Origin of the sequence: Mycobacterium sp. SMC-18 (assembly GCF_045310895.1) — a bacterium.
In the GTDB taxonomy this organism is placed as follows: Bacteria; Actinomycetota; Actinomycetes; order Mycobacteriales; family Mycobacteriaceae; genus Mycobacterium.
The window spans coordinates 144,476-162,644 of the sequence record NZ_JBJIAL010000001.1 but is presented as its reverse complement, the minus strand read 5'-3'; the positions used below and the strand labels follow the sequence as shown (position 1 = coordinate 162,644).

Annotated in this window: 20 protein-coding genes; 12 read left to right on the top strand and 8 right to left on the bottom strand. The window is 69.5% G+C overall.

What is annotated here, in order from left to right; all coding sequences use genetic code 11:
• Positions 1–23 precede the first annotated feature (23 nt).
• The 4 genes from ACJH6J_RS00825 to ACJH6J_RS00810 all read right to left on the bottom strand — a co-directional run bounded on the left by ACJH6J_RS00825 (position 24) and on the right by ACJH6J_RS00810 (position 4,523).
• Positions 24–1,472 carry a GuaB1 family IMP dehydrogenase-related protein gene (locus tag ACJH6J_RS00825; RefSeq protein WP_212814401.1) on the bottom strand — a complete coding sequence of 483 codons (1,449 nt, stop codon included), beginning with the start codon at positions 1,470–1,472 and terminating at the stop codon, positions 24–26.
• 92 nt (positions 1,473–1,564) lie between these two features.
• Positions 1,565–3,064: an NADP-dependent phosphogluconate dehydrogenase gene (gndA, locus tag ACJH6J_RS00820; protein WP_371824547.1), complete on the bottom strand. Its 1,500-nt coding sequence runs from the start codon at positions 3,062–3,064 to the stop codon at positions 1,565–1,567.
• 71 nt (positions 3,065–3,135) lie between these two features.
• Positions 3,136–4,092: a M56 family metallopeptidase gene (locus tag ACJH6J_RS00815; protein WP_212814405.1), complete on the bottom strand. Its 957-nt coding sequence runs from the start codon at positions 4,090–4,092 to the stop codon at positions 3,136–3,138.
• Positions 4,093–4,106: 14 nt separating this feature from the next.
• A complete protein-coding gene (locus tag ACJH6J_RS00810; RefSeq protein WP_029104910.1) occupies positions 4,107–4,523 on the bottom strand; it encodes a BlaI/MecI/CopY family transcriptional regulator in 417 nt (138 codons plus the stop codon).
• Between the two features lie 211 nt (positions 4,524–4,734).
• On the opposite strand from ACJH6J_RS00810, the gene ACJH6J_RS00805 reads away from it, so the two are divergent.
• From ACJH6J_RS00805 to ACJH6J_RS00770, 8 genes are all read left to right on the top strand, one after another.
• On the top strand, positions 4,735–5,505 hold the full coding sequence (locus ACJH6J_RS00805) for an iron reductase (RefSeq protein WP_212814407.1): 771 nt from the start codon (positions 4,735–4,737) through the stop codon (positions 5,503–5,505).
• 186 nt (positions 5,506–5,691) lie between these two features.
• Positions 5,692–6,093 (top strand): PaaI family thioesterase, encoded by a 402-nt coding sequence (locus ACJH6J_RS00800; protein WP_212814409.1) that lies wholly within the window; start codon positions 5,692–5,694, stop codon positions 6,091–6,093.
• Between the two features lie 77 nt (positions 6,094–6,170).
• Positions 6,171–6,473, top strand: coding sequence for an urease subunit gamma (locus ACJH6J_RS00795; RefSeq protein WP_212814411.1), 303 nt, complete (start codon positions 6,171–6,173; stop codon positions 6,471–6,473).
• Between the two features lie 42 nt (positions 6,474–6,515).
• Positions 6,516–6,827, top strand: a complete 312-nt coding sequence (locus ACJH6J_RS00790; RefSeq protein ID WP_212814790.1) for an urease subunit beta — start codon at positions 6,516–6,518, stop codon at positions 6,825–6,827.
• 31 nt (positions 6,828–6,858) lie between these two features.
• The gene (locus ACJH6J_RS00785) at positions 6,859–8,592 is read left to right on the top strand and encodes an urease subunit alpha (protein WP_020100177.1); all 1,734 of its coding nucleotides are present in this window, start codon (positions 6,859–6,861) and stop codon (positions 8,590–8,592) included.
• Between the two features lie 18 nt (positions 8,593–8,610).
• Positions 8,611–9,246, top strand: coding sequence for an urease accessory protein UreF (locus ACJH6J_RS00780; protein ID WP_212814413.1), 636 nt, complete (start codon positions 8,611–8,613; stop codon positions 9,244–9,246).
• Between the two features lie 15 nt (positions 9,247–9,261).
• Complete coding sequence (gene ureG / locus ACJH6J_RS00775) at positions 9,262–9,948, top strand: urease accessory protein UreG (RefSeq protein WP_212814415.1); 687 nt, start codon at positions 9,262–9,264, stop codon at positions 9,946–9,948.
• Positions 9,949–9,951: 3 nt separating this feature from the next.
• On the top strand, positions 9,952–10,611 hold the full coding sequence (locus tag ACJH6J_RS00770) for an urease accessory protein UreD (RefSeq protein ID WP_212814417.1): 660 nt from the start codon (positions 9,952–9,954) through the stop codon (positions 10,609–10,611).
• A gap of 1 nt (position 10,612) precedes the next feature.
• On the opposite strand, the gene ACJH6J_RS00765 is transcribed toward ACJH6J_RS00770, so the two are convergent.
• The 3 genes from ACJH6J_RS00765 to ACJH6J_RS00755 all read right to left on the bottom strand — a co-directional run bounded on the left by ACJH6J_RS00765 (position 10,613) and on the right by ACJH6J_RS00755 (position 13,801).
• Positions 10,613–12,016, bottom strand: coding sequence for an NAD(P)/FAD-dependent oxidoreductase (locus ACJH6J_RS00765; RefSeq protein WP_212814419.1), 1,404 nt, complete (start codon positions 12,014–12,016; stop codon positions 10,613–10,615).
• Between the two features lie 99 nt (positions 12,017–12,115).
• Positions 12,116–13,045 (bottom strand): LLM class F420-dependent oxidoreductase, encoded by a 930-nt coding sequence (locus tag ACJH6J_RS00760; protein ID WP_212814421.1) that lies wholly within the window; start codon positions 13,043–13,045, stop codon positions 12,116–12,118.
• A gap of 84 nt (positions 13,046–13,129) precedes the next feature.
• The gene (locus ACJH6J_RS00755; protein ID WP_212814791.1) at positions 13,130–13,801 is read right to left on the bottom strand and encodes an SDR family oxidoreductase; all 672 of its coding nucleotides are present in this window, start codon (positions 13,799–13,801) and stop codon (positions 13,130–13,132) included.
• Between the two features lie 119 nt (positions 13,802–13,920).
• Here ACJH6J_RS00755 and modA point away from each other — a divergent pair, with 119 nt between their 5' ends.
• The 4 genes from modA to ACJH6J_RS00735 all read left to right on the top strand — a co-directional run bounded on the left by modA (position 13,921) and on the right by ACJH6J_RS00735 (position 17,760).
• Positions 13,921–14,685: a molybdate ABC transporter substrate-binding protein gene (gene modA, locus ACJH6J_RS00750; protein ID WP_212814792.1), complete on the top strand. Its 765-nt coding sequence runs from the start codon at positions 13,921–13,923 to the stop codon at positions 14,683–14,685.
• A complete protein-coding gene (locus tag ACJH6J_RS00745) occupies positions 14,682–15,485 on the top strand; it encodes an ABC transporter permease (RefSeq protein WP_212814423.1) in 804 nt (267 codons plus the stop codon). Before modA ends, ACJH6J_RS00745 begins: the two co-directional genes overlap by 4 nt.
• Positions 15,482–16,570: a sulfate/molybdate ABC transporter ATP-binding protein gene (locus ACJH6J_RS00740; RefSeq protein WP_212814425.1), complete on the top strand. Its 1,089-nt coding sequence runs from the start codon at positions 15,482–15,484 to the stop codon at positions 16,568–16,570. Before ACJH6J_RS00745 ends, ACJH6J_RS00740 begins: the two co-directional genes overlap by 4 nt.
• 167 nt (positions 16,571–16,737) lie before the next feature.
• Positions 16,738–17,760, top strand: a complete 1,023-nt coding sequence (locus tag ACJH6J_RS00735; RefSeq protein WP_213020320.1) for an APA family fibronectin-binding glycoprotein — start codon at positions 16,738–16,740, stop codon at positions 17,758–17,760.
• A gap of 63 nt (positions 17,761–17,823) precedes the next feature.
• Here ACJH6J_RS00735 and ACJH6J_RS00730 read toward each other — a convergent pair whose 3' ends face one another.
• Entirely contained in the window at positions 17,824–18,096 is a 273-nt protein-coding gene (locus ACJH6J_RS00730) for a GlsB/YeaQ/YmgE family stress response membrane protein (RefSeq protein ID WP_020100188.1), read from the bottom strand.
• Between the last annotated feature and the right edge of the window lie 73 nt (positions 18,097–18,169).

Sequence of the window (18,169 nt, the reverse complement as noted above, 5' to 3'; positions counted from 1 at the left end):
CTGGTCGGCCCTTGCGGACCTGCTCACCAACCCGTCGGCAGCGGGTGTCCTTCGGCGAATCCGGCGGCCGACTGCACCCCGAGCACCACCTTCTCGTGCAGCTCGGCGAGGTTTGCCGCGCCGACGTACGTGCAGGTGCTGCGGACGCCGGACGTGATGTGGTCGAGCAGGTCCTCGACGCCGCCGCGCACCGGGTCCAGCGCCATCTTCGACGACGAGATGCCTTCCTCGAACAGGGCCTTGCGGGCCCTGTCGAACGCGCCATCGCTGGCCGTGCGGGCCGCGACCGCGCGCTTGGAGGCCATGCCGAAGCTCTCCTTGTAGACGCGGCCCTCGCGGTCCATCAGCAGGTCGCCCGGTGACTCGTACGTGCCGGCGAACCACGACCCGATCATCACGTTCGAGGCGCCCGCCGCCAGGGCCAGTGCCACGTCGCGCGGGTGCCGGACGCCGCCGTCGGCCCAGACGTGGCCGCCGAGTTCCTTTGCCGCCGCGGCACATTCGACGACCGCGGAGAACTGCGGGCGGCCCACCCCGGTCATCATCCGCGTGGTGCACATGGCGCCCGGGCCGACGCCCACCTTGACGATGGACGCGCCCGCGTTGATCAGGTCGCGCGTGCCGGCGCCCGACACCACGTTGCCGGCGGCCAGCGGCAGCCCGAGGTCGAGCGCGGCCACGGCGGACAGCGCGTCGAGCATCTTGGACTGGTGCCCGTGCGCGGTGTCGACCACCAGGACGTCGACACCGGCCTCGGCCAGGGCCCGGGCCTTGGCGGCGACGTCACCGTTGATGCCGACGGCGGCCGCGATGCGGAGCCGGCCCTGCGCGTCGACGGCGGGGGTGTAGATGCCGGCGCGGATGGCACCGGTGCGCGTCAGCACGCCGGCCAGCGAGCCGTCGGCATTGGTCAGGACTGCCACGCCGGTCGGGGAGTGCTCCAGCAGGTCGAACACCTTGCGCGGCTCGGTGCCCGCGGGCGCTGACACGAAGTCGGTGGTGGCCACGTCGCGGACGCGCGCGAAGCGGTCCACCCCGGCGCAGCCGGCCTCGGTGACCAGGCCCAGCGGGCGGCCGTCGTCGACGACGACCGCGGCGCCGTGCGCGCGCTTGTGGATCAGGGCCAGCGCGTCCGAGACCGAGTCGTCGGGCGCGAGCACGACCGGGGTGTCGACCACCAGGTCGCGGCTCTTGACGAAGTCGACGGTGCCCCGCACGGCATCGATGGGCAGGTCCTGCGGCAGCACCACGATGCCGCCGCGGCGGGCCACGGTCTCGGCCATGCGGCGGCCGGCGACAGCGGTCATGTTGGCGACGACGATCGGGATGGTGGTGCCCGTGCCGTCGGTGGTGGCCAGGTCGACGTCGAAGCGGGACGTCAGTTCGGAGCGCCCCGGTACCACGAAGACGTCGTTGTAGGTCAGGTCGTACGGGGGCCGGTGGCCAGCCGATTCATACTCGAGAAACTGCACACCGTCAGCCTAGTTGGCTCGCCCGACAATGCCGAGTGGACGCAGAACTGCCCCGCTGCCGGTGCAGAGGGGCAGTTCGCGTGACGGGAAACCTAGGCTTCGACCTCGGTGCGGTCGCCGCTCCACAGGGTGTGGAACTTCTTGCCCTCCGGGGCGTCGGTGCGGCCGTAGGTGTGGGCGCCGAAGAAGTCGCGCAGGCCCTGCGTCAGCGCGGCGGGCAGCCGTTCGGTGCGCAGCGCGTCGTAGTACGACAGCGACGACGCGAAGCCCGGGACCGGGATGCCCAGCTCGGTGGCGGTCACGACGACGCGGCGCCAGCTGTCGATGCCCGACTCGACCGCGCTGCGGAAGTACGGCGCGGCCAGCAGGGTGGCGAGTTCCGGTTCGGCGTCGAACGCCTCCTTGATCCGGTTCAGGAACTTGGCGCGGATGATGCAGCCGCCGCGCCAGATGGTGGCCAGGTCGCCGGGCTTGACGTTCCAGCCGTATTCGGCGCTGCCGGCCTCGATCTGGTTGAAGCCCTGCGCGTACGCGACGATCTTGGAGGCGTACAGCGCCTGCCGCACGTCCTCGATGAATTTCGTGGCGTCGCTGGGCTTTTCGCCGAGGTGGCCCGAGGCCAGGCCGACCGTCGCGCGGCGCTGCGGCACCGAGCCCGACAGGGCGCGGGCGAAAACGGCTTCGGCGATACCGGTGATCGGGATGCCGAGGTCGAGCGCGGACTTGACGGTCCAGCGGCCGGTGCCCTTCTGCTCGGCCTCGTCGACGATGACGTCGACCAGCGGCTTGCCGGTCTTGGCGTCGACCTGCTTGAGCACCTCGGCGGTGATCTCGATGAGGTAGCTGTCCAGGTCGCCCTTGTTCCATTCGGCGAACACGTCGGCGATCTCGCCGGCTGCCATGCCGAGGCCGTCGCGCAGCAGCTGGTAGGCCTCACCGATGAGCTGCATGTCGGAGTACTCGATGCCGTTGTGCACCATCTTGACGAAGTGGCCGGCGCCGTCGGGCCCGATGTGCGTGCAGCACGGCACGCCGTCGACGTGCGCGGAGATCTCTTCGAGCAGCGGCCCGAGCGAGACGTACGACTCGGCGGGCCCGCCCGGCATGATCGACGGGCCGTTGAGCGCGCCCTCTTCGCCACCGGAGATGCCGGCACCGACGAAGTGCAAGCCGCGCTCGCGGATCGCCTTCTCGCGGCGGATGGTGTCGGTGTACAGCGCGTTGCCACCGTCGATGATGATGTCGCCGGGCTCCATGGCGTCGGCGAGTTCGTTGATCACGGCGTCCGTCGGATCGCCGGCCTTGACCATGATGATCACGCGGCGCGGCTTCTCCAGCGCGTCCAGGAACTCGGCGATGGTCTCGCTGCGGACGAACTTGCCCTCCGAGCCGTGCTCGGCCAGCAGCGCGTCGGTCTTGGCGACGGAGCGGTTGTGCAGCGCGACGGTGTAGCCGTGGCGGGCGAAGTTACGGGCGAGATTGGAGCCCATGACCGCCAGGCCGGTGACCCCGATCTGGGCGGTAGCGGTGGTTGATTCCGGGTTTCCCGACGAGCTCACGGCTGGCCCTTTCGTTGTTTGGTTGTGGCGCATAGCATTTCGGACCGGCCTGGGCCGGTGCGGCGTCATCCGCCACGGAAGGGAGATGCTGCCAGTCGCAAAGTCTACGAGAAGAACAACCGGTGCAATTCAGTGAGCCAGGGCACAGCCACCGCGACGGTCGGTACGACCAGGACGGAGGCGGCCGCCAGGTAGGCGCCCGCGGCGACCCAGGAGCTGTTGGGTTCGCCGGCCAGGCGCTGCACCCGCAGGACGGTCGTCGGCCCGCCCGCGGCGAGGGCGCCCTTGGGTGCCCGGCCCGACGCGCAGGCCACCAGGGCGCGGGCCAGTGGCGTGGGGCCGGTGGCGCGGACGGCGGCGTCGTCGGCGAGCAGTTCGATCAGGAACCGGACCGCGTCGAGGGCGCTGGCGCTCCGGACGAAGCGGGGGAAGGCGGCGTGCACGGCGATGAACATCTCGAGCACGAGGTCGTGCCGGGCGCGCAGGTGGGCGTGTTCGTGGCTGAGGATGGCGGCGATCTCACTGTCGTCGAGGTGCTTGAGCGCACCTTCGCTGAGGACGACGCGGCTGCGGACGCCGGGCAGACAGTAGGCGAGGGGCTGCTGGACATCGAGGATGCGCAGGCCGTGCCCGATGAGGTGACGGGCCTGGGGTGCGGGGGCGGTGTCCCGCGAACAGTCGAGCAGGTCGACGATCATCCGGTGGTGGGCACGTCGGCGCCGCGTCGCGATGGCGACCTGGACGAAGGCGATGGCCAGCCGGGCGCTGACGACGAGGGTCAGGGCGAAGACCGCGACATGGGTGATCCACAACGGCCAGCCCATGACGCTGATCTCGCTGGTCGCGGTGGTTGTGGGACGACCGTCCGGGCCAGGCGCGAAAAGCCTGCTGGCGACGGCGATACCGGCGCTGAAGGCGGAGAGCACGGCGGCGATGGCGACGGACTGCCACAGCACGATCGCGGCCCGGGGGGCCCGCTGTGGCCACGATGCGCGCGCCAGCAGGGCGGGTACCGGCCCGACCAGCAGTAGCGCGACGATGGTGAAGGCCAGGGCGGACACGCGCTTAGTGTCTCTCAGTCGGTGCCGGAATTGCCAGTCGCCGGTGGGATTCGGTGCTTGGCTTCCAGCTCATCGAGGGCGCGCCGGAGCGCATCGGCCTCGTCGACGCCGACGCGTTCGACGAAATGCACCAGCGCCGCGACGCGGCTGCCGGAGTCCGCGGCCTGGTCGAGGGCGTCGACCATCAGGCCCGCGACCAGCTCGTCGCGGCCGTGGGTCGGTGCGTAGCGGTGCGCGCGGTCGTCACGATGCTGGACGACCAGGTTCTTCTTCGCCAGGCGCTGCAGCACGGTCATGATCGTGGTGTAGGCCAGATCCCGGCGCGTCGCGAGTGCTTCATGCACCTGACGCACGGTTTGCGGCTCGCGGGAGGACCACAGGTGGTCCATCACCTCGCGCTCCAGCTCGCCCAGTCGCGTCAATTTCGCCATGTCCTATTTCACTCTTTCGGCAGTGTTCTCAGGGTACTACGCATTTACTACCGTGCGTCGTATCCATTTCGGATGTTCTCCCCAACGCCCCGGTGGCGCGTCGTGGTTCCCGGTCAGGGCTGTTTTTCTGCTGCTTGTGAGTCCCGTCACAGCGGTTTACATCTCGCGGGTCGTCACTATAGTAAGGCTAACCTAACTTAAGGATGTGTTCATGCCCTCCGCTGTGACTGACCCGCTGATCGCCACGATGGACATCCGCCGGATGCTGCCGCTGCACGAGTCGAGTCGTCGTCTGCGCGAGTTGTGTCCCAGTGATCCCCGGGTCTACGGCGTCGCGGTGATGGACGACATCTCCCGACGCCGATGGTGGCCGCTCGCCGAAGCGGTGACGGGCGACCGCATGCAGATGATGTTCGACACGGCGACCGGCGACACCGGCAGCGAGGCGGTGGCCGCCCAGCAGGTGGCCGCAATGCTGGCGCACGTCGTGGTCGGCCGGGTCGTGCCGCTGCTGGTGCTCGAGGGCCGTGCCTGGGATCCCGGCTTGGAGAACCTGTGGGTCCACGTCGACTCGGAGGGCGGCATCGACTGGGTCGGCGTCGCCGACCCGACATTGCGGGTGCTGCCCGGGGATCCGGTGTTCGGAGGGCTGGGAGTGCCGGCGACCCGCCGGATCGGGGAGGGTGTCGTCGCGTTCCCGGGTGAGGAAGCGCTCGCGACCTGGCTCGCCCATCGTTGCCACCGTGCGCTGAACCCGCTGTTCGCGAAGCTCTTCGACGTCAGCGGCGGCATCCTCGCGGTGTCGGCGATGTGGCACATCGTCGGTGCGTCCGTGGTCAGCACGGCGACCCAGGTGCCGCTGTTGGCCGGGGTGGGCGAGGCTGACGGTATGCGCCGTGCGCAGGCGGTGCTGGACACCCTTGTTGGGTTCGGTGCGCCGGTGCGCGGCCGCGACCGGATGCAACTGGCAAGGGCTTGCTAATTAGGCAAGCCTTGCCTACTATTCAGGAGTCGAAAGACCAACGGACCGCGCCGGAATCCTGAGGGCTGCAGTGATTCCCGGTCCATTCGAAGAGCAGGCCCCGCACCATCGGTGCGGGGCCTGCTCGCTTTGGTGGCGCGTGGGTGCCGAACTCGCCGCCACCGGCGCTCGTGTAGACAGCTATTCGTGACGACATCTGTGCCCGAGGGCCTCGGCAAGGGCTTCGACAGCGAAATCGGACTGACCTATCTCGAGGTCACCCCGGACGGCGGCCGCGCCCAGCTGACCATCACCGACAAGATCCTGCAGCCGTGGGGCATCGTGCACGGTGGCGTCTACTGCGCCATCGTCGAGGGTCTGGCGAGCGTGTCCGGCCACGTCTGGCTCGCCGAGCACGGCGGCGGCACCGTCGTCGGCGTCAACAACAACACCGACTTCCTCCGCGCGCTCAAGGCCGGCACCGTCACCGCCACCTCGACGCCGATCCACCGGGGCCGGCGGCAGCAGCTGTGGCTGGTCACCATTACCGACGAGGACGATCGTCCGGTGGCGCGGGGCCAGGTGCGGCTGCAGAACCTCGAGGGCTGAGCGCCCGCCTGCGGTGAGGGGCTGAAAACCACCGCCCGACATGCCATTCCCGGCGTGCCGTGGCAATATCGCCCCTTATGCGTTTGACGCCGCATGAGCAAGAACGCCTGCTGATTTCGTACGCCGCCGAACTGGCGCGCCGACGGCAGGCCCGAGGGCTGCGCCTCAATCATCCCGAGGCGGTCGCGGTGATCACCGATCACCTGATGGAAGGCGCCCGTGACGGGCGGACCGTCGCGGAGCTCATGGTCAGCGGCCGTGAGGTGCTCAGCCGCGACGACGTCATGGAGGGGGTCCCGGAGATGCTGTCCGACGTCCAGGTCGAGGCCACCTTCCCGGATGGCACCAAACTCGTCACCGTCCACTATCCGATCGCCTGAGGCCCGACGATGACCGAACGCGCGACCGTCGAGGGGGCGGGGCTGATTCCGGGCGAAATCCTTTACGGCGACGGCGATATCGCCATCAACGCCGGTGCCGAGCGGCTGACCCTCGACGTGGTCAACGCCGGTGACCGGCCGGTGCAGGTCGGCAGCCACGTGCATTTCCCGCAGGCCAATTCCGCGTTGGAGTTCGACCGCGCCGCCGCACACGGGTACCGGCTCGACGTGCCGGCGGGCACCGCGATCAGGTTCGAACCCGGGGTCGCGCAGCGGGTTGCCCTGGTCCCGTTGGGCGGAACCCGCGAGGTGTACGGGCTGTCGCTGAATCCGCCCGGAAAGCTGGATGGCTGATGAGCGCTGGCGCGAAGAACGGACGGCACGAATGAGTTCCCTTTCCCGCTCACGGTATGCGGCGCTCTTCGGGCCGACGACGGGCGACCGCATCCGTCTGGCGGACACCGATCTGCTGATCGAGATCACCGAGGACCTCAGCGGCGGCCCGGGCCTGTCGGGCGACGAGGCGGTCTTCGGCGGCGGCAAGGTGCTGCGTGAGTCGATGGGGCAGGCGCGTACGACCCGGGCCGACGGCGCGCCGGACACCGTGATCACCGGCGCGATCATCATCGACTACTGGGGAATCATCAAGGCCGACATCGGGATTCGGGACGGCCGCATCGTCGCCATCGGCAAGGCCGGCAACCCCGACATCATGTCCGGGGTGCACCCCGATCTCGTGGTGGGCCCGTCCACCGAGATCATCGCCGGCAACGGCCGCATCCTCACCGCCGGCGGCATCGACTGTCACGTGCACTTCATCTGTCCCCAGCTGCTGGAGGAGGCGATCGGCGGCGGCATCACCACCATGATCGGTGGCGGCACCGGACCGGCCGAGGGCAGCAAGGCCACCACTGTCACGCCCGGCGCCTGGCATCTCGGGCGCATGCTGCAGGCGCTCGACGGCTGGCCGATGAACATCCTGTTGCTGGGCAAGGGCAACACCATCAACCCCGACTCGATGTGGGAGCAGTTGCGCGGCGGCGCCGCCGGTTTCAAGTTGCACGAGGACTGGGGCACCACCCCGGCCACCATCGACGCGTGTCTGCGGGTGGCCGAGGAGGCCGACGTCCAGGTGGCCCTGCACTCCGACACGCTCAACGAGATGGGGTTCGTCGAGGACACGCTGGCGGCCATCGCCGGCCGGGCCATCCACGCGTACCACACCGAGGGCGCCGGCGGCGGTCATGCGCCCGACATCATCACGGTGGCCAGTCACCCGAACGTGATGCCCAGTTCGACCAACCCGACGCGCCCGCACACCGTCAACACCCTCGACGAACACCTCGACATGCTGATGGTGTGCCACCACCTCAACGCTGCCGTGCCGGAGGATTTGGCGTTCGCGGAGAGCCGGATTCGGCCGTCCACCATCGCCGCCGAGGACCTGCTGCACGACATCGGCGCCATCTCGATGATCGGCAGTGACAGCCAGGCCATGGGCCGCATCGGCGAGGTGGTGATGCGGACGTGGCAGACGGCGCACGTGATGAAGAAGCGCCGCGGTCCGCTCGAAGGCGACCCCGGCGGCGCGCGAGGCAACGACAACAACCGGGTCCGCCGCTACGTGGCGAAGTACACCATCTGCCCGGCGGTGACGCACGGTATCGATCACGAGCTGGGCTCGGTGGAGGTCGGCAAGCTGGCCGATCTGGTGCTCTGGGAGCCCGCGTTCTTCGGCGTCCGTCCGCACCTGGTGCTCAAAGGCGGCGCGATCGCCTGGGCGGCGATGGGCGACGCCAATGCCTCGATCCCGACGCCGCAACCCGTCCTGCCGCGGCCGATGTTCGGCGCCCACCCGACGGTGGCGGCCGGCCTGGCGGTGCATTTTGTCTCGCCCACCGCCATCGAGGACGACCTCGCGGCGCGACTCGGCTTGCGGCGCAGGCTCGTTCCGGTCAAGAACGTCCGTGGCCGGGGCAAGGCCGACCTGCCGCTCAACGACGCCATGCCCGACATCCGGGTCGATCCCGACACGTTCACGGTCCGCATCGACGGCGAGGTCTGGCAGGAACAACCCGCCGCCGAGCTGCCGATGGCACAGAGATACTTCCTGTTCTGATGGACAGCGGCTGTTCTGATGGATAGTGGCCTGGCCACCCTGCTGGCACTGGCGGATTCGCGGCTGCCGACCGGCGGGCACGTCCACTCCGGCGGTGTCGAGGAGGCGGTCACCAGCGGTCTGGTGACCAACGTGGTGACGCTGCAGGCCTACCTGCGCCGGCGCATCCGGACCCAGGGGCTCGTCACCGCCTCCATCGCCGCGGCGGTCCACAGCGGGCTCGACCCGGTGGCAGCCGACCGCGAAACCGACGCGCGCACACCAGCTCCCGCGGCCCGGCAGGCCTCCCGGGCGCAGGGCCGTGGGCTGGTACGGCTGGCGCGCCGGGTCTGGCCGGACACCGACTGGAGCACCGTGGGCACCCGGCCACATCTCGCGGTGGCCTCGGGTGTGGTGGGTCGTGTCAGCGGGCTCGACCCCGAACAGACGTGCGCCACAGTCGTTTACACCACCATGACCGGCTCGGCGACGGCGGCGCAACGCCTGCTGGCACTCGATCCGGCCGACGTCGCCGCGCTGACCTTCGAGCTGTCGGGGCTGTGCGACGCCACCGCGGCCGAAGCGGCGAAAGGCATCGCGGACCTGTCCGATCCACTGCTCGACGTCCTGGCGCAACGACACGCCGGCCGCGACCGCCCCCTGTTCGCCTCCTGAACCGAAAGGTCCACCATGCCACCACATTTCATCGACGGCCAGCCGCACCATCACCACGGCCGGCCCAAGCGCGAGCGGCAGCCGGGTGAGCCGCTGCGCATCGGCGTCGGCGGCCCCGTCGGCTCCGGTAAGACGGCGCTCGTCGCGGCGCTGTGCCGGCAGCTGCGCGACGAGCTGTCCCTGGCCGTGCTGACCAACGACATCTACACCACCGAGGACGCCGACTTCCTGCGCCGGCACGCCGTGCTGCCCGACGAGCGCATCGCCGCGGTGCAGACCGGCGGCTGCCCGCACACCGCGATCCGCGACGACATCACCGCGAATCTGGACGCCATCGACGATCTCATCGAGACCAACGACAAGCTCGACCTCATCCTGGTGGAGTCCGGGGGAGACAACCTGACCGCGACGTTCTCCTCGGGTCTGGTGGACGTCCAGATCTTCGTCGTCGACGTGGCCGGTGGTGACAAGGTGCCGCGCAAGGGCGGCCCCGGCGTCACGTACTCGGACCTGTTGGTGGTCAACAAGACCGATCTCGCGCCGATGGTCGGCGCCGACCTCGACGTCATGCGGCGCGACGCCGGCCAGGTGCGCGGTGACCGCCCGACGGTGCTGATCTCGCTCACCGAGGATCCGGCCGCGTCGCTGGTGCAGGCCTGGGTGCGCGAACAGCTCGCCGGCGCCGGGGTGACGAACGCCTGAGTGATGCACACCCAGGTTCTGATCGTCGCGACCCCCGGCCGGGGCCCGCGCATCGAATGCGTCGGCGGTGTGGCCGCGCGCCGCACCGCCCCCGACGCCGTCCACCTGGTGTCCACGGCCGCAACACCATTGGGCGGTGACACCATCGACGTGCGCGTCATCGTCGAGGCCGGTGCCCGGCTGCGGGTGCGCAGCGTGGCTGCCATGGTGGTGCTGCCCGGTGCGATGACGGCGCAGTCACGCTCGGCCTGGGATCTCGAAGTGGCCGGGGAACTCGACCTGGATCCGGAGCCGACCGTCGTCGCGGGCGGCAGCAGCCACCGGGCCACGACGCGACTGCAGATCGCCGAGACGGGCCGGGTGCGGCTGCGCGAACGCGTACAGGTCGGACGGACCGGCGAGCAGCACGGCTTCTGGGAGGGCACACTGCACGTCGACCACGAGGCGCTGCCGGTGGTGCGGCACCGCGTCGAACTCGGCGCCGGCGCCGTCAGTGACGACGAGATCGCCGCTCCGCGCGCGTATGTCAGCGAATTCTGTTACCCAGAAAGCGATCTCGGCGTGATCCGTACCGCCGATGGGTACGAATCACGCCGAGATCAGGTGGTCATGCCCCTGGCCGACGGGGGTTGCCTGTCGGCGTGGCAGGGACCAAGGCTTTAGTTCAGGAAGCCACCGGGTCGGGTGTGGCTTGAACAGATGATGCGATCTCCTCGAGTTCGCCGATGCGGGTGCGGGCGTAGGCCTGCTGCTCGGTGATGGTCAGCTGACCGCGCTGGCGGCTCATGAACGTCACCGTCCACGACAGCAGCGTGGCGATCTTGGTCTTGAAGCCCACGAGGTAGATCAGGTGCAGCCCCAGCCACGCCAGCCAGGCGATGAAGCCGCCGAATTCCAGCTTGGCCTTCTCGCCGAGCGGAATCTGGGCGACGGCGTTCCACTTGGAGACCGTGGCCATCGAGCCCTTGTCGAAGTACGAGAACGGTTCGCGCGGCTTGGGCTTGGTGCCGTGCGCGCGGGCCTTGGCCTCGTTCTTCAGGATCGCGGCGACGTGCTTGCCGCCCTGGATCGCGCCCTGCGCCATGCCCGGGACGCCCTCGACGAAGGCCATGTCACCGACGACGAAAACGTTCGGGTGGCCCGGGATCGACAGGTCCGGATTCACCTTGACGCGGCCGGCCCGGTCGATCTCGGTGTCCGACTGGTTGGCCAGGTCGCGACCGAGCGGGCTGGCCTGCACACCGGCGGACCACACCTTGCAGGCCGACTCGATGCGCCGGATGGTGCCGTCCTTGTCCTTGACGGTGATGCCGTTGCGGTCGACGTCGGTGACCATCGCGTTGAGCTGAATCTCGACGCCCATCTTCTCGAGCCGGTTCTTGGCCTTCAGACCCAGCTTCTCGCCCATGGGCGGCAGCACCGCCGGCGCGGCGTCGAGCAGGATGACCTTGGCCTCGGTCGGGTCGATGTGCCGGAAACTGCCCTTGAGGGTCTGGTCCGACAGCTCCTGGATCTGCCCGGCCATCTCCACACCGGTCGGGCCGGCGCCGACGACCACGAAGGTCAGCAGCTTCTTGCGGCGCTCGGGGTCGCTGGACCGCTCGGCCTGCTCGAACGCACCGAGGATGCGGCCGCGCAGTTCGAGCGCGTCGTCGATGGTCTTCATGCCCGGCGCCCACTCGGCGAAGTGGTCGTTGCCGAAGTAGGACTGACCGGCACCGGCGGCGATGATCAGGCTGTCGTACGGCGTGCTGTAGGTGTGCCCCAGCAGGATCGAGTCGACGGTCTGGTTCTCCAGGTCGATGTGCGTCACGTCGCCGAGCAGCACCTGGGCGTTCTTCTGCTTGCGCAGGATCAGCCGGGTGGGCGGGGCGATCTCACCTTCGGAGATGATGCCCGTGGCCACCTGGTACAGCAGCGGCTGGAACAGGTGGTGCGTGGTACGGGCGATCAGCTTGATGTCGACATCAGCGTGCTTGAGGGCTTTGGCACTGGACAGGCCACCGAAGCCCGAACCGATGATGACGACCTTGTGGCGATCCGTTGCCGTAGCTCCGGGGTGGACCATGTTGAGGGGCTCCTCGACGTACTACTACAAGACTGTTTACATACACAGGCTAGTCGCAGCTGAATCGATCAATGCAGTGAGATGCCCCACCGGGCCCGGCTAGGCGCCGATCACCGAATGCAGGGCAGCTCCGAGTGCGGCGATGACGCCGGGTACGTAGCCCGTGACCTGCGTCGGGATGTTGATGATGACGCCGTCGACGCCGACGTCGAACACCTTGGCCTTCAATTGTTCGGCGACGCTTTCGGCGCTGCCGGCGACCATGTTCTGGCGGTTGGCCTCGGGGATCGCGGCGGGAGTCGCCCGGTCGTCGATGAGCGCGGTGAGCAGCATGCTGGTTTCGAGGGTCGCCGGGTCGCGGTCGATCTTCTCGCAAGCGTCGCGGACGACGCCCAGCTTGTGGGGCAGCTCTTCGAAGCCGCCGATGATGTTCAGGTGGTCGAAGTGCCGTGCCGCCAGCGGGATGGTCTTCTTCTCGCCGCGGCCGCCGATCAGCAGGGGGATGTGGTCGCGGTAGCGGGGGTTGGCCATGGCTTCGACGGTGCGGTAGTACTGGCCGCTGAAGGTCGGGCGCTCGCCCTTGAGCATCGGCAGCACGATCTGCAGTGACTCGTTCAGGCGGTTGAACCGGTCGGTGAAGGTGCCGAAGTCGAATCCGAGCTGCTCGTGCTCGAGCTCGAACCAGCCGGTGCCGATGCCGAGGATCGCGCGGCCCTGGCTCATGACGTCGAGCGTGGTGATGGCCTTGGCCAGCAGCGTCGGATTGCGGTAGGTGTTGCCGGTGACCATGGTGCCCAGCTGCACCTTCTGGGTCGCGGCCGCGAGGCCACCGAGCGCGGTGTACGCCTCGAGCATCGGCTGATCGGGGGTGCCGATCATCGGCAGCTGATAGAAGTGGTCCATCACGAAGACGGAGTCGAAGCCGGCGGCCTCGGCCTCCCGCGCCTGGGCGACGACGGTCGGGTACAGCTCGCTGACGCCGGTGCCGTAGGAGAAGTTGGGAATCTGGAGAGCGAATCGAATCGTCACGATTCGACCCTAGTCACCAACCACCTTGTCGCGTCCTGCGTTTCGCCGGGCGCGAAGCCCGGGCGAAACGGGAATAAATCCGGATCAGGCGAAGGTTGCGAGCGCACCGGCGCTCACGTGCAGCGTCTCGCCGGTGATGTGGCGGGCTGCGGGCGTGGTCAGGAAGAGCGCGAGCTTGGTCAGCTCGGACCCGACGGTCGCACCGCCGGTCTCGACGCCGTCGTAGCCCGCTTCCGAGCCGCGGCCGGCGGCGACCACGTTGATCGTGATGCCGCGGACGCCGAAGTGCTCGGCCTGGCCGGCGGTCCAGTTCGACACGGCCGCCTTGATCGCGGCGTCGGCGGTGCCGTCCTTGGGGCACTCCGGCACGACGGTCACGATGGCACCGCCCGAACGCATCTGGTCGCCGAGGATCTGGACGGTCAGGACGGCCGACAGCAGCGAGGAGTCGAGCGTGTTGCGCCATACGGCGGCGCGCTCGGCCAGGGTGTAGGTGCGCGGGTCGCCGGCGGACCAGGCGGGAGCCGGGACGTTCACGATGGTGTCGAGGTGCTGCGGCAGCTTGTCGCGCATCTGCTCCAGCGCGGCGCCGTCGGTGTTGTCCAGCACGATCGACTCGACTTCGAGTTCCTTGGCGGCCACTTCGAGCTCGTCGCGGCGGGCGCCGGCGATGGTGACGTTGTGCCCGGCGTCGCGGAATCCCGCGGCGATGACGCGGCCGAGATCGGTATCGCCTCCGGTGACCAGAACGTCCATGAACAGGGCCTCCTCGTGTGCAACGCTGAACGCGGTTGCCGCCATGTTACTGGACAGTAGCTAGCTGACGAAACTCGCCACGCGGAGGAATGACCCCTAGGGTTTTGCGCATGTGGCTCATGCGCAAGTTGATGCGCGCTGTGGCGGTATCGGTCCTGCTCGGCGGAGTCGGAGCGTTGTCCGGATGCGGTTCGGAGCACAAGACCTCGGGCCCCGTCGTCAACGTGTACGCGGCGGCGTCCCTGAAGCAGGCATTCACCGCGCTCGCCGACCGCTACAAGAAGGAGAACCCGGGCGCGGACGTGCAGTTCAACTTCGCGGGCTCGTCGTCGTTGGTCGAACAGCTGACGCAGGGCGCGAAGGCCGATGTGTTCGCCTCGGCCGACGCCAACAACATGACCAAGGCGGCCAAGGCCGGGTTGCTCGCGGGCACCCCGGTGAACTTCGCCGCCAACACGCTCGTCATCGTGACCCCGCCGGGAAACCCCAAGCATGTGGGCAACTTCGGTGATCTGGCCCGGCCCGGACTGAACGTCGTGGTGTGTGCCCGTCAGGTGCCGTGCGGCACGGCGACGCGGAAGGCCGAGAAGATCGTCGGCGTCGAACTCAAGCCGGTCAGTGAGGAGACGTCGGTGACCGACGTGCTGAACAAGGTCACCAGCGGCCAGGCCGACGCGGGGCTCGTCTATCAGACCGACGCCAAGTCGGCGGGCGACAATGTGGCCACGGTCGAGTTCCCGCAGGCGGCGTCGGCGGTGAACATCTACCCGATCGGGGTGCTGAAGTCGGCGGCCGACGCCTCGGCTGCCCAGCGGTTCGTCGACCTGGTCACGAGTGACACGGGCCGCCAGACCCTGGCGCAGTTCGGGTTCGCACAGCCTTGAACCCCGGGCTGCCGCGCTGGATCTACGTCCCGGCGGCTCTGGGTGCGGTGTTCGTCGTCCTCCCGCTGATCGCGGTCGCGGCGAAGGTCGACTGGTCGCGATTCCTGGAGCTCATCAGCAGCGACTCGTCGGTGACCGCGCTGGCCCTGAGTCTCAAGACCGCCGCGGCCAGCACCGTGCTCTGCGTGGTGCTGGGTGTGCCGATGGCGCTGGTCCTGGCGCGCAGCGGCTCCCGGGTGGTGCGCTGGACCCGCCCACTGATCCTGCTGCCGTTGGTGTTGCCGCCGGTCGTCGGCGGTATCGCGCTGTTGTACGCCTTCGGCCGGCTGGGGCTGATCGGCAGGTACCTGGACGCGGCGGGTGTGCACATCGCCTTCTCGACGACGGCGGTCGTGCTGGCGCAGACGTTCGTCTCCCTGCCGTTCCTGGTGATCGCCCTGGAAGGCGCGGCCCGTACGGCCGGGTCACAGTACGAGGCGGTCGCGGCCACGCTGGGCGCCCGACCGACCACGGTGTGGCGCCGGGTCACGCTGCCGATGCTGGCCCCGGGTCTGGTGTCGGGCTCGGTCCTGGCGTTCGCGCGGTCGCTGGGCGAGTTCGGCGCCACGCTGACGTTCGCCGGTTCCCGCGAGGGCGTGACGCGGACGCTGCCGCTGGAGATCTATCTGCAGCGCGAGGCCGACGCCGATGCCGCCGTGGCATTGTCGCTGGTGCTGGTGGTGGTCGCGGCCATCGTGGTGCTCGTGACGGGCGGCGCGCGGTTCGGTCGCGGGCCGTTCGAGGCGGAGGCCCGGCCGTGACGGGCGGTCTCGCGGTGCGCGCGGTCGTCGAAGACCGGGGCATCGACGTGGAGTTCGATGTCGCGGCCGGCGAGGTGCTGGCCGTCGTCGGGCCCAATGGCGCGGGGAAATCGAGTGTGCTGCACGTGATCGCGGGCCTGCTGCGGCCCGACGCGGGCTCCGTCACAGTGGGCGGGCGCCGACTGACGGACACGGCGGCCGGCCGGCATGTCGCGGTGCACAACCGGCGGGTCGGCCTGCTGCTGCAGGACCCGGCGCTGTTTCCCCATCTGACGGTCGCGGGCAACGTGGCATTCGGGCCCCGGGCCCGTCAGCACCGTCGCCGGGGCGTACATGCCGAGGCGCGGCGGACGGCCGCACGCTGGCTCGGTGAGGTGGGTGCCACCGAACTGGCCGATCGCCGGCCGGGACAACTGTCGGGTGGTCAGGCGCAACGGGTCGCGCTGGCCCGGGCGCTGGCCGCGGAACCCGACGTGCTGCTGCTCGACGAACCGCTGTCCGGCCTCGACGTCGCGGCGGCATCGGCGATGCGCCGGCTGCTGCGCGGTGTCCTGGCGACGGACGGACGCAGCTCGGTGCTGGTCAGCCACGACGTGCTGGACGTCGTCACGTTGGCGGACCGGGTGGCGGTCATCGAGGGCGGCCGCATCGTCGAATCAGGCGCCGTCGCCGACGTGCTGACCGCACCGCGGACGACCTTCGGGGCGCGGTTCGCGGGCGTGAATCTGGTCAGCGGGCACGCGGGCGCGGACGGAGGTTCCCTGCTGGCCGCGGGGCAGACGTGGCGCGGTGTATGGGGGCCAGAGGTGACGCCGGGCGATCCGGCGATCGCGGTGTTCGCTCCGGCGGCGGTGTCGGTGTCCCGTGAGGTGCCGGCGGCCGACGTCAACGTCGTCGCGGTTGGCGTCGCGGAACTGGATCACCGCGGCCCCGTCATCCGCGTCCGCGCCGAGGCGACGGACGACGGCGGTGGAGGTCTGGCGGCCGATATCAGCGCGGAGGCGGCGGCAGGTCTCCGGCTGATTCCGGGGGAGCAGGTGTACTTCGGCGTCGATCCGCGGGACGTGGCGATTCGGCCCGCCTGACGGCACGCCCGGCCCGTCCCGGGCCGCATCGGGGCGGCGCGACGCCTCAGCAACGGACCGATATCGCCGTGGTCTGTCCGGATGCCGGAAGCGAGCTAACCGACTCGCCGGAGAATTAGCCGCAACTCGCACTTGCGTCACGCCGGTAACACTGTATTTTCGTCCCCATGCGACACCCGGATGCGCGGACAAGTGCCCGCAAACGCCTTCCGAAATCCCTGACTGCTGCTGTGGCAGGCGCGGCGGCCGCGGCCATCGCGCTGCCGAGCGCGATCTCGTATGCCGACCCGGTGCCGCCAGCTCCTGCGCCCGCCCCGGCTCCAGCTCCGGCACCCGCCCCGGCTGGGGAACCGGCGCCTCCGGTCGACGCGCCGGCACCGCCGCCGTGGGCCCCGCCGCCGCCCGCGCCGGACCCGGCCGCACCTCCGGCTGATCCCAACGCCGCGCCGCCGCCATCGGCCGCGCCGGGTGCGCCGGCAGCTCCGGCCGCACCGGGAGCCGCGCCCGCCGCACCTGCGGCAGCTCCGGCGCCCGCGCCCGAGCCCGGACGCGTCAACAACGACGCCGGTGGCTTCAGTTACGTTGTGCCGCAAGGCTGGAAGATCGCCGATGCCACGCAGCTGTCCTACGGCCAGGCGCTGCTGACCAAGGCCCCGGCCGCGGGTTCGGAGCAGGCCCCGAGTGACACCAGCGTGCTGCTGGGTCGTCTGGACCTCAAGCTGTTCGCCGGTGCCGAATCCGACAACGGCAAGGCCGCCAACCGGTTGGCCTCGGACATGGGCGAGTTCTTCATGCCCTTCCCGGGCACCCGCGTCGGCCAGGAGACCACGGCGCTCACCGCCGGGACGCTGCCGGGCGCGGCGTCGTTCTACGAGGTCAAGTTCACCGATACGGGCAAGCCCAACGGCCAGATCTGGGCGGGCGTCGTCGGCAACCCGCCGCCGGACGCCACCATTCGCAGCCAGCGCAACCCGCAGCGGTGGTTCGTCGTGTGGCTGGGTTCGGGCAACCACCCGGTCGACAAGGCCGCAGCGGTGACGCTGGCCCAGTCGATCCGCCCGTGGAACCCGCCGCCGCCACCTCCGGTCGACCCGAACGCCCCGCCCAAGCCTGCCGATCCGGCCCACCCGATGGTCGGCGTGCCGGTGCCGGTGACGAACGCGCCGCCGGAGATGGCCCCCGCCGGATAGTCGCTCAAAAGAATCGAGGACCGTGCCCAACCGGGCGCGGTCCTCGATTCTTTGTGTCGAGTTCTACGTAGAACTCTTCGACTTCACGAAGCGGTAGAGCAGGACGAGGATCACCGCGCCGACCAGCGCACCCCAGAACGAGTGCTCGATCGGCGGGCGGAAATCGAGCTTGTGCGGTGCGTAGACGACACTGCTCAGCGTGCCGCCGACATAACCACCTGCGATACCCAGCACGCACGTGAGGATCCACCCCATGTCGTCCTTACCGGGTACGACGAACCGGGCGATGGCTCCGACGACGAGGCCGAGAAGAATCAACCAGACGATGTGCATCATTGTCATGACCTTTCGATTGACTGATACATCTCGAGGCTAGCCCGGTTCGGAGCACGACAAACACGTCTGAAAC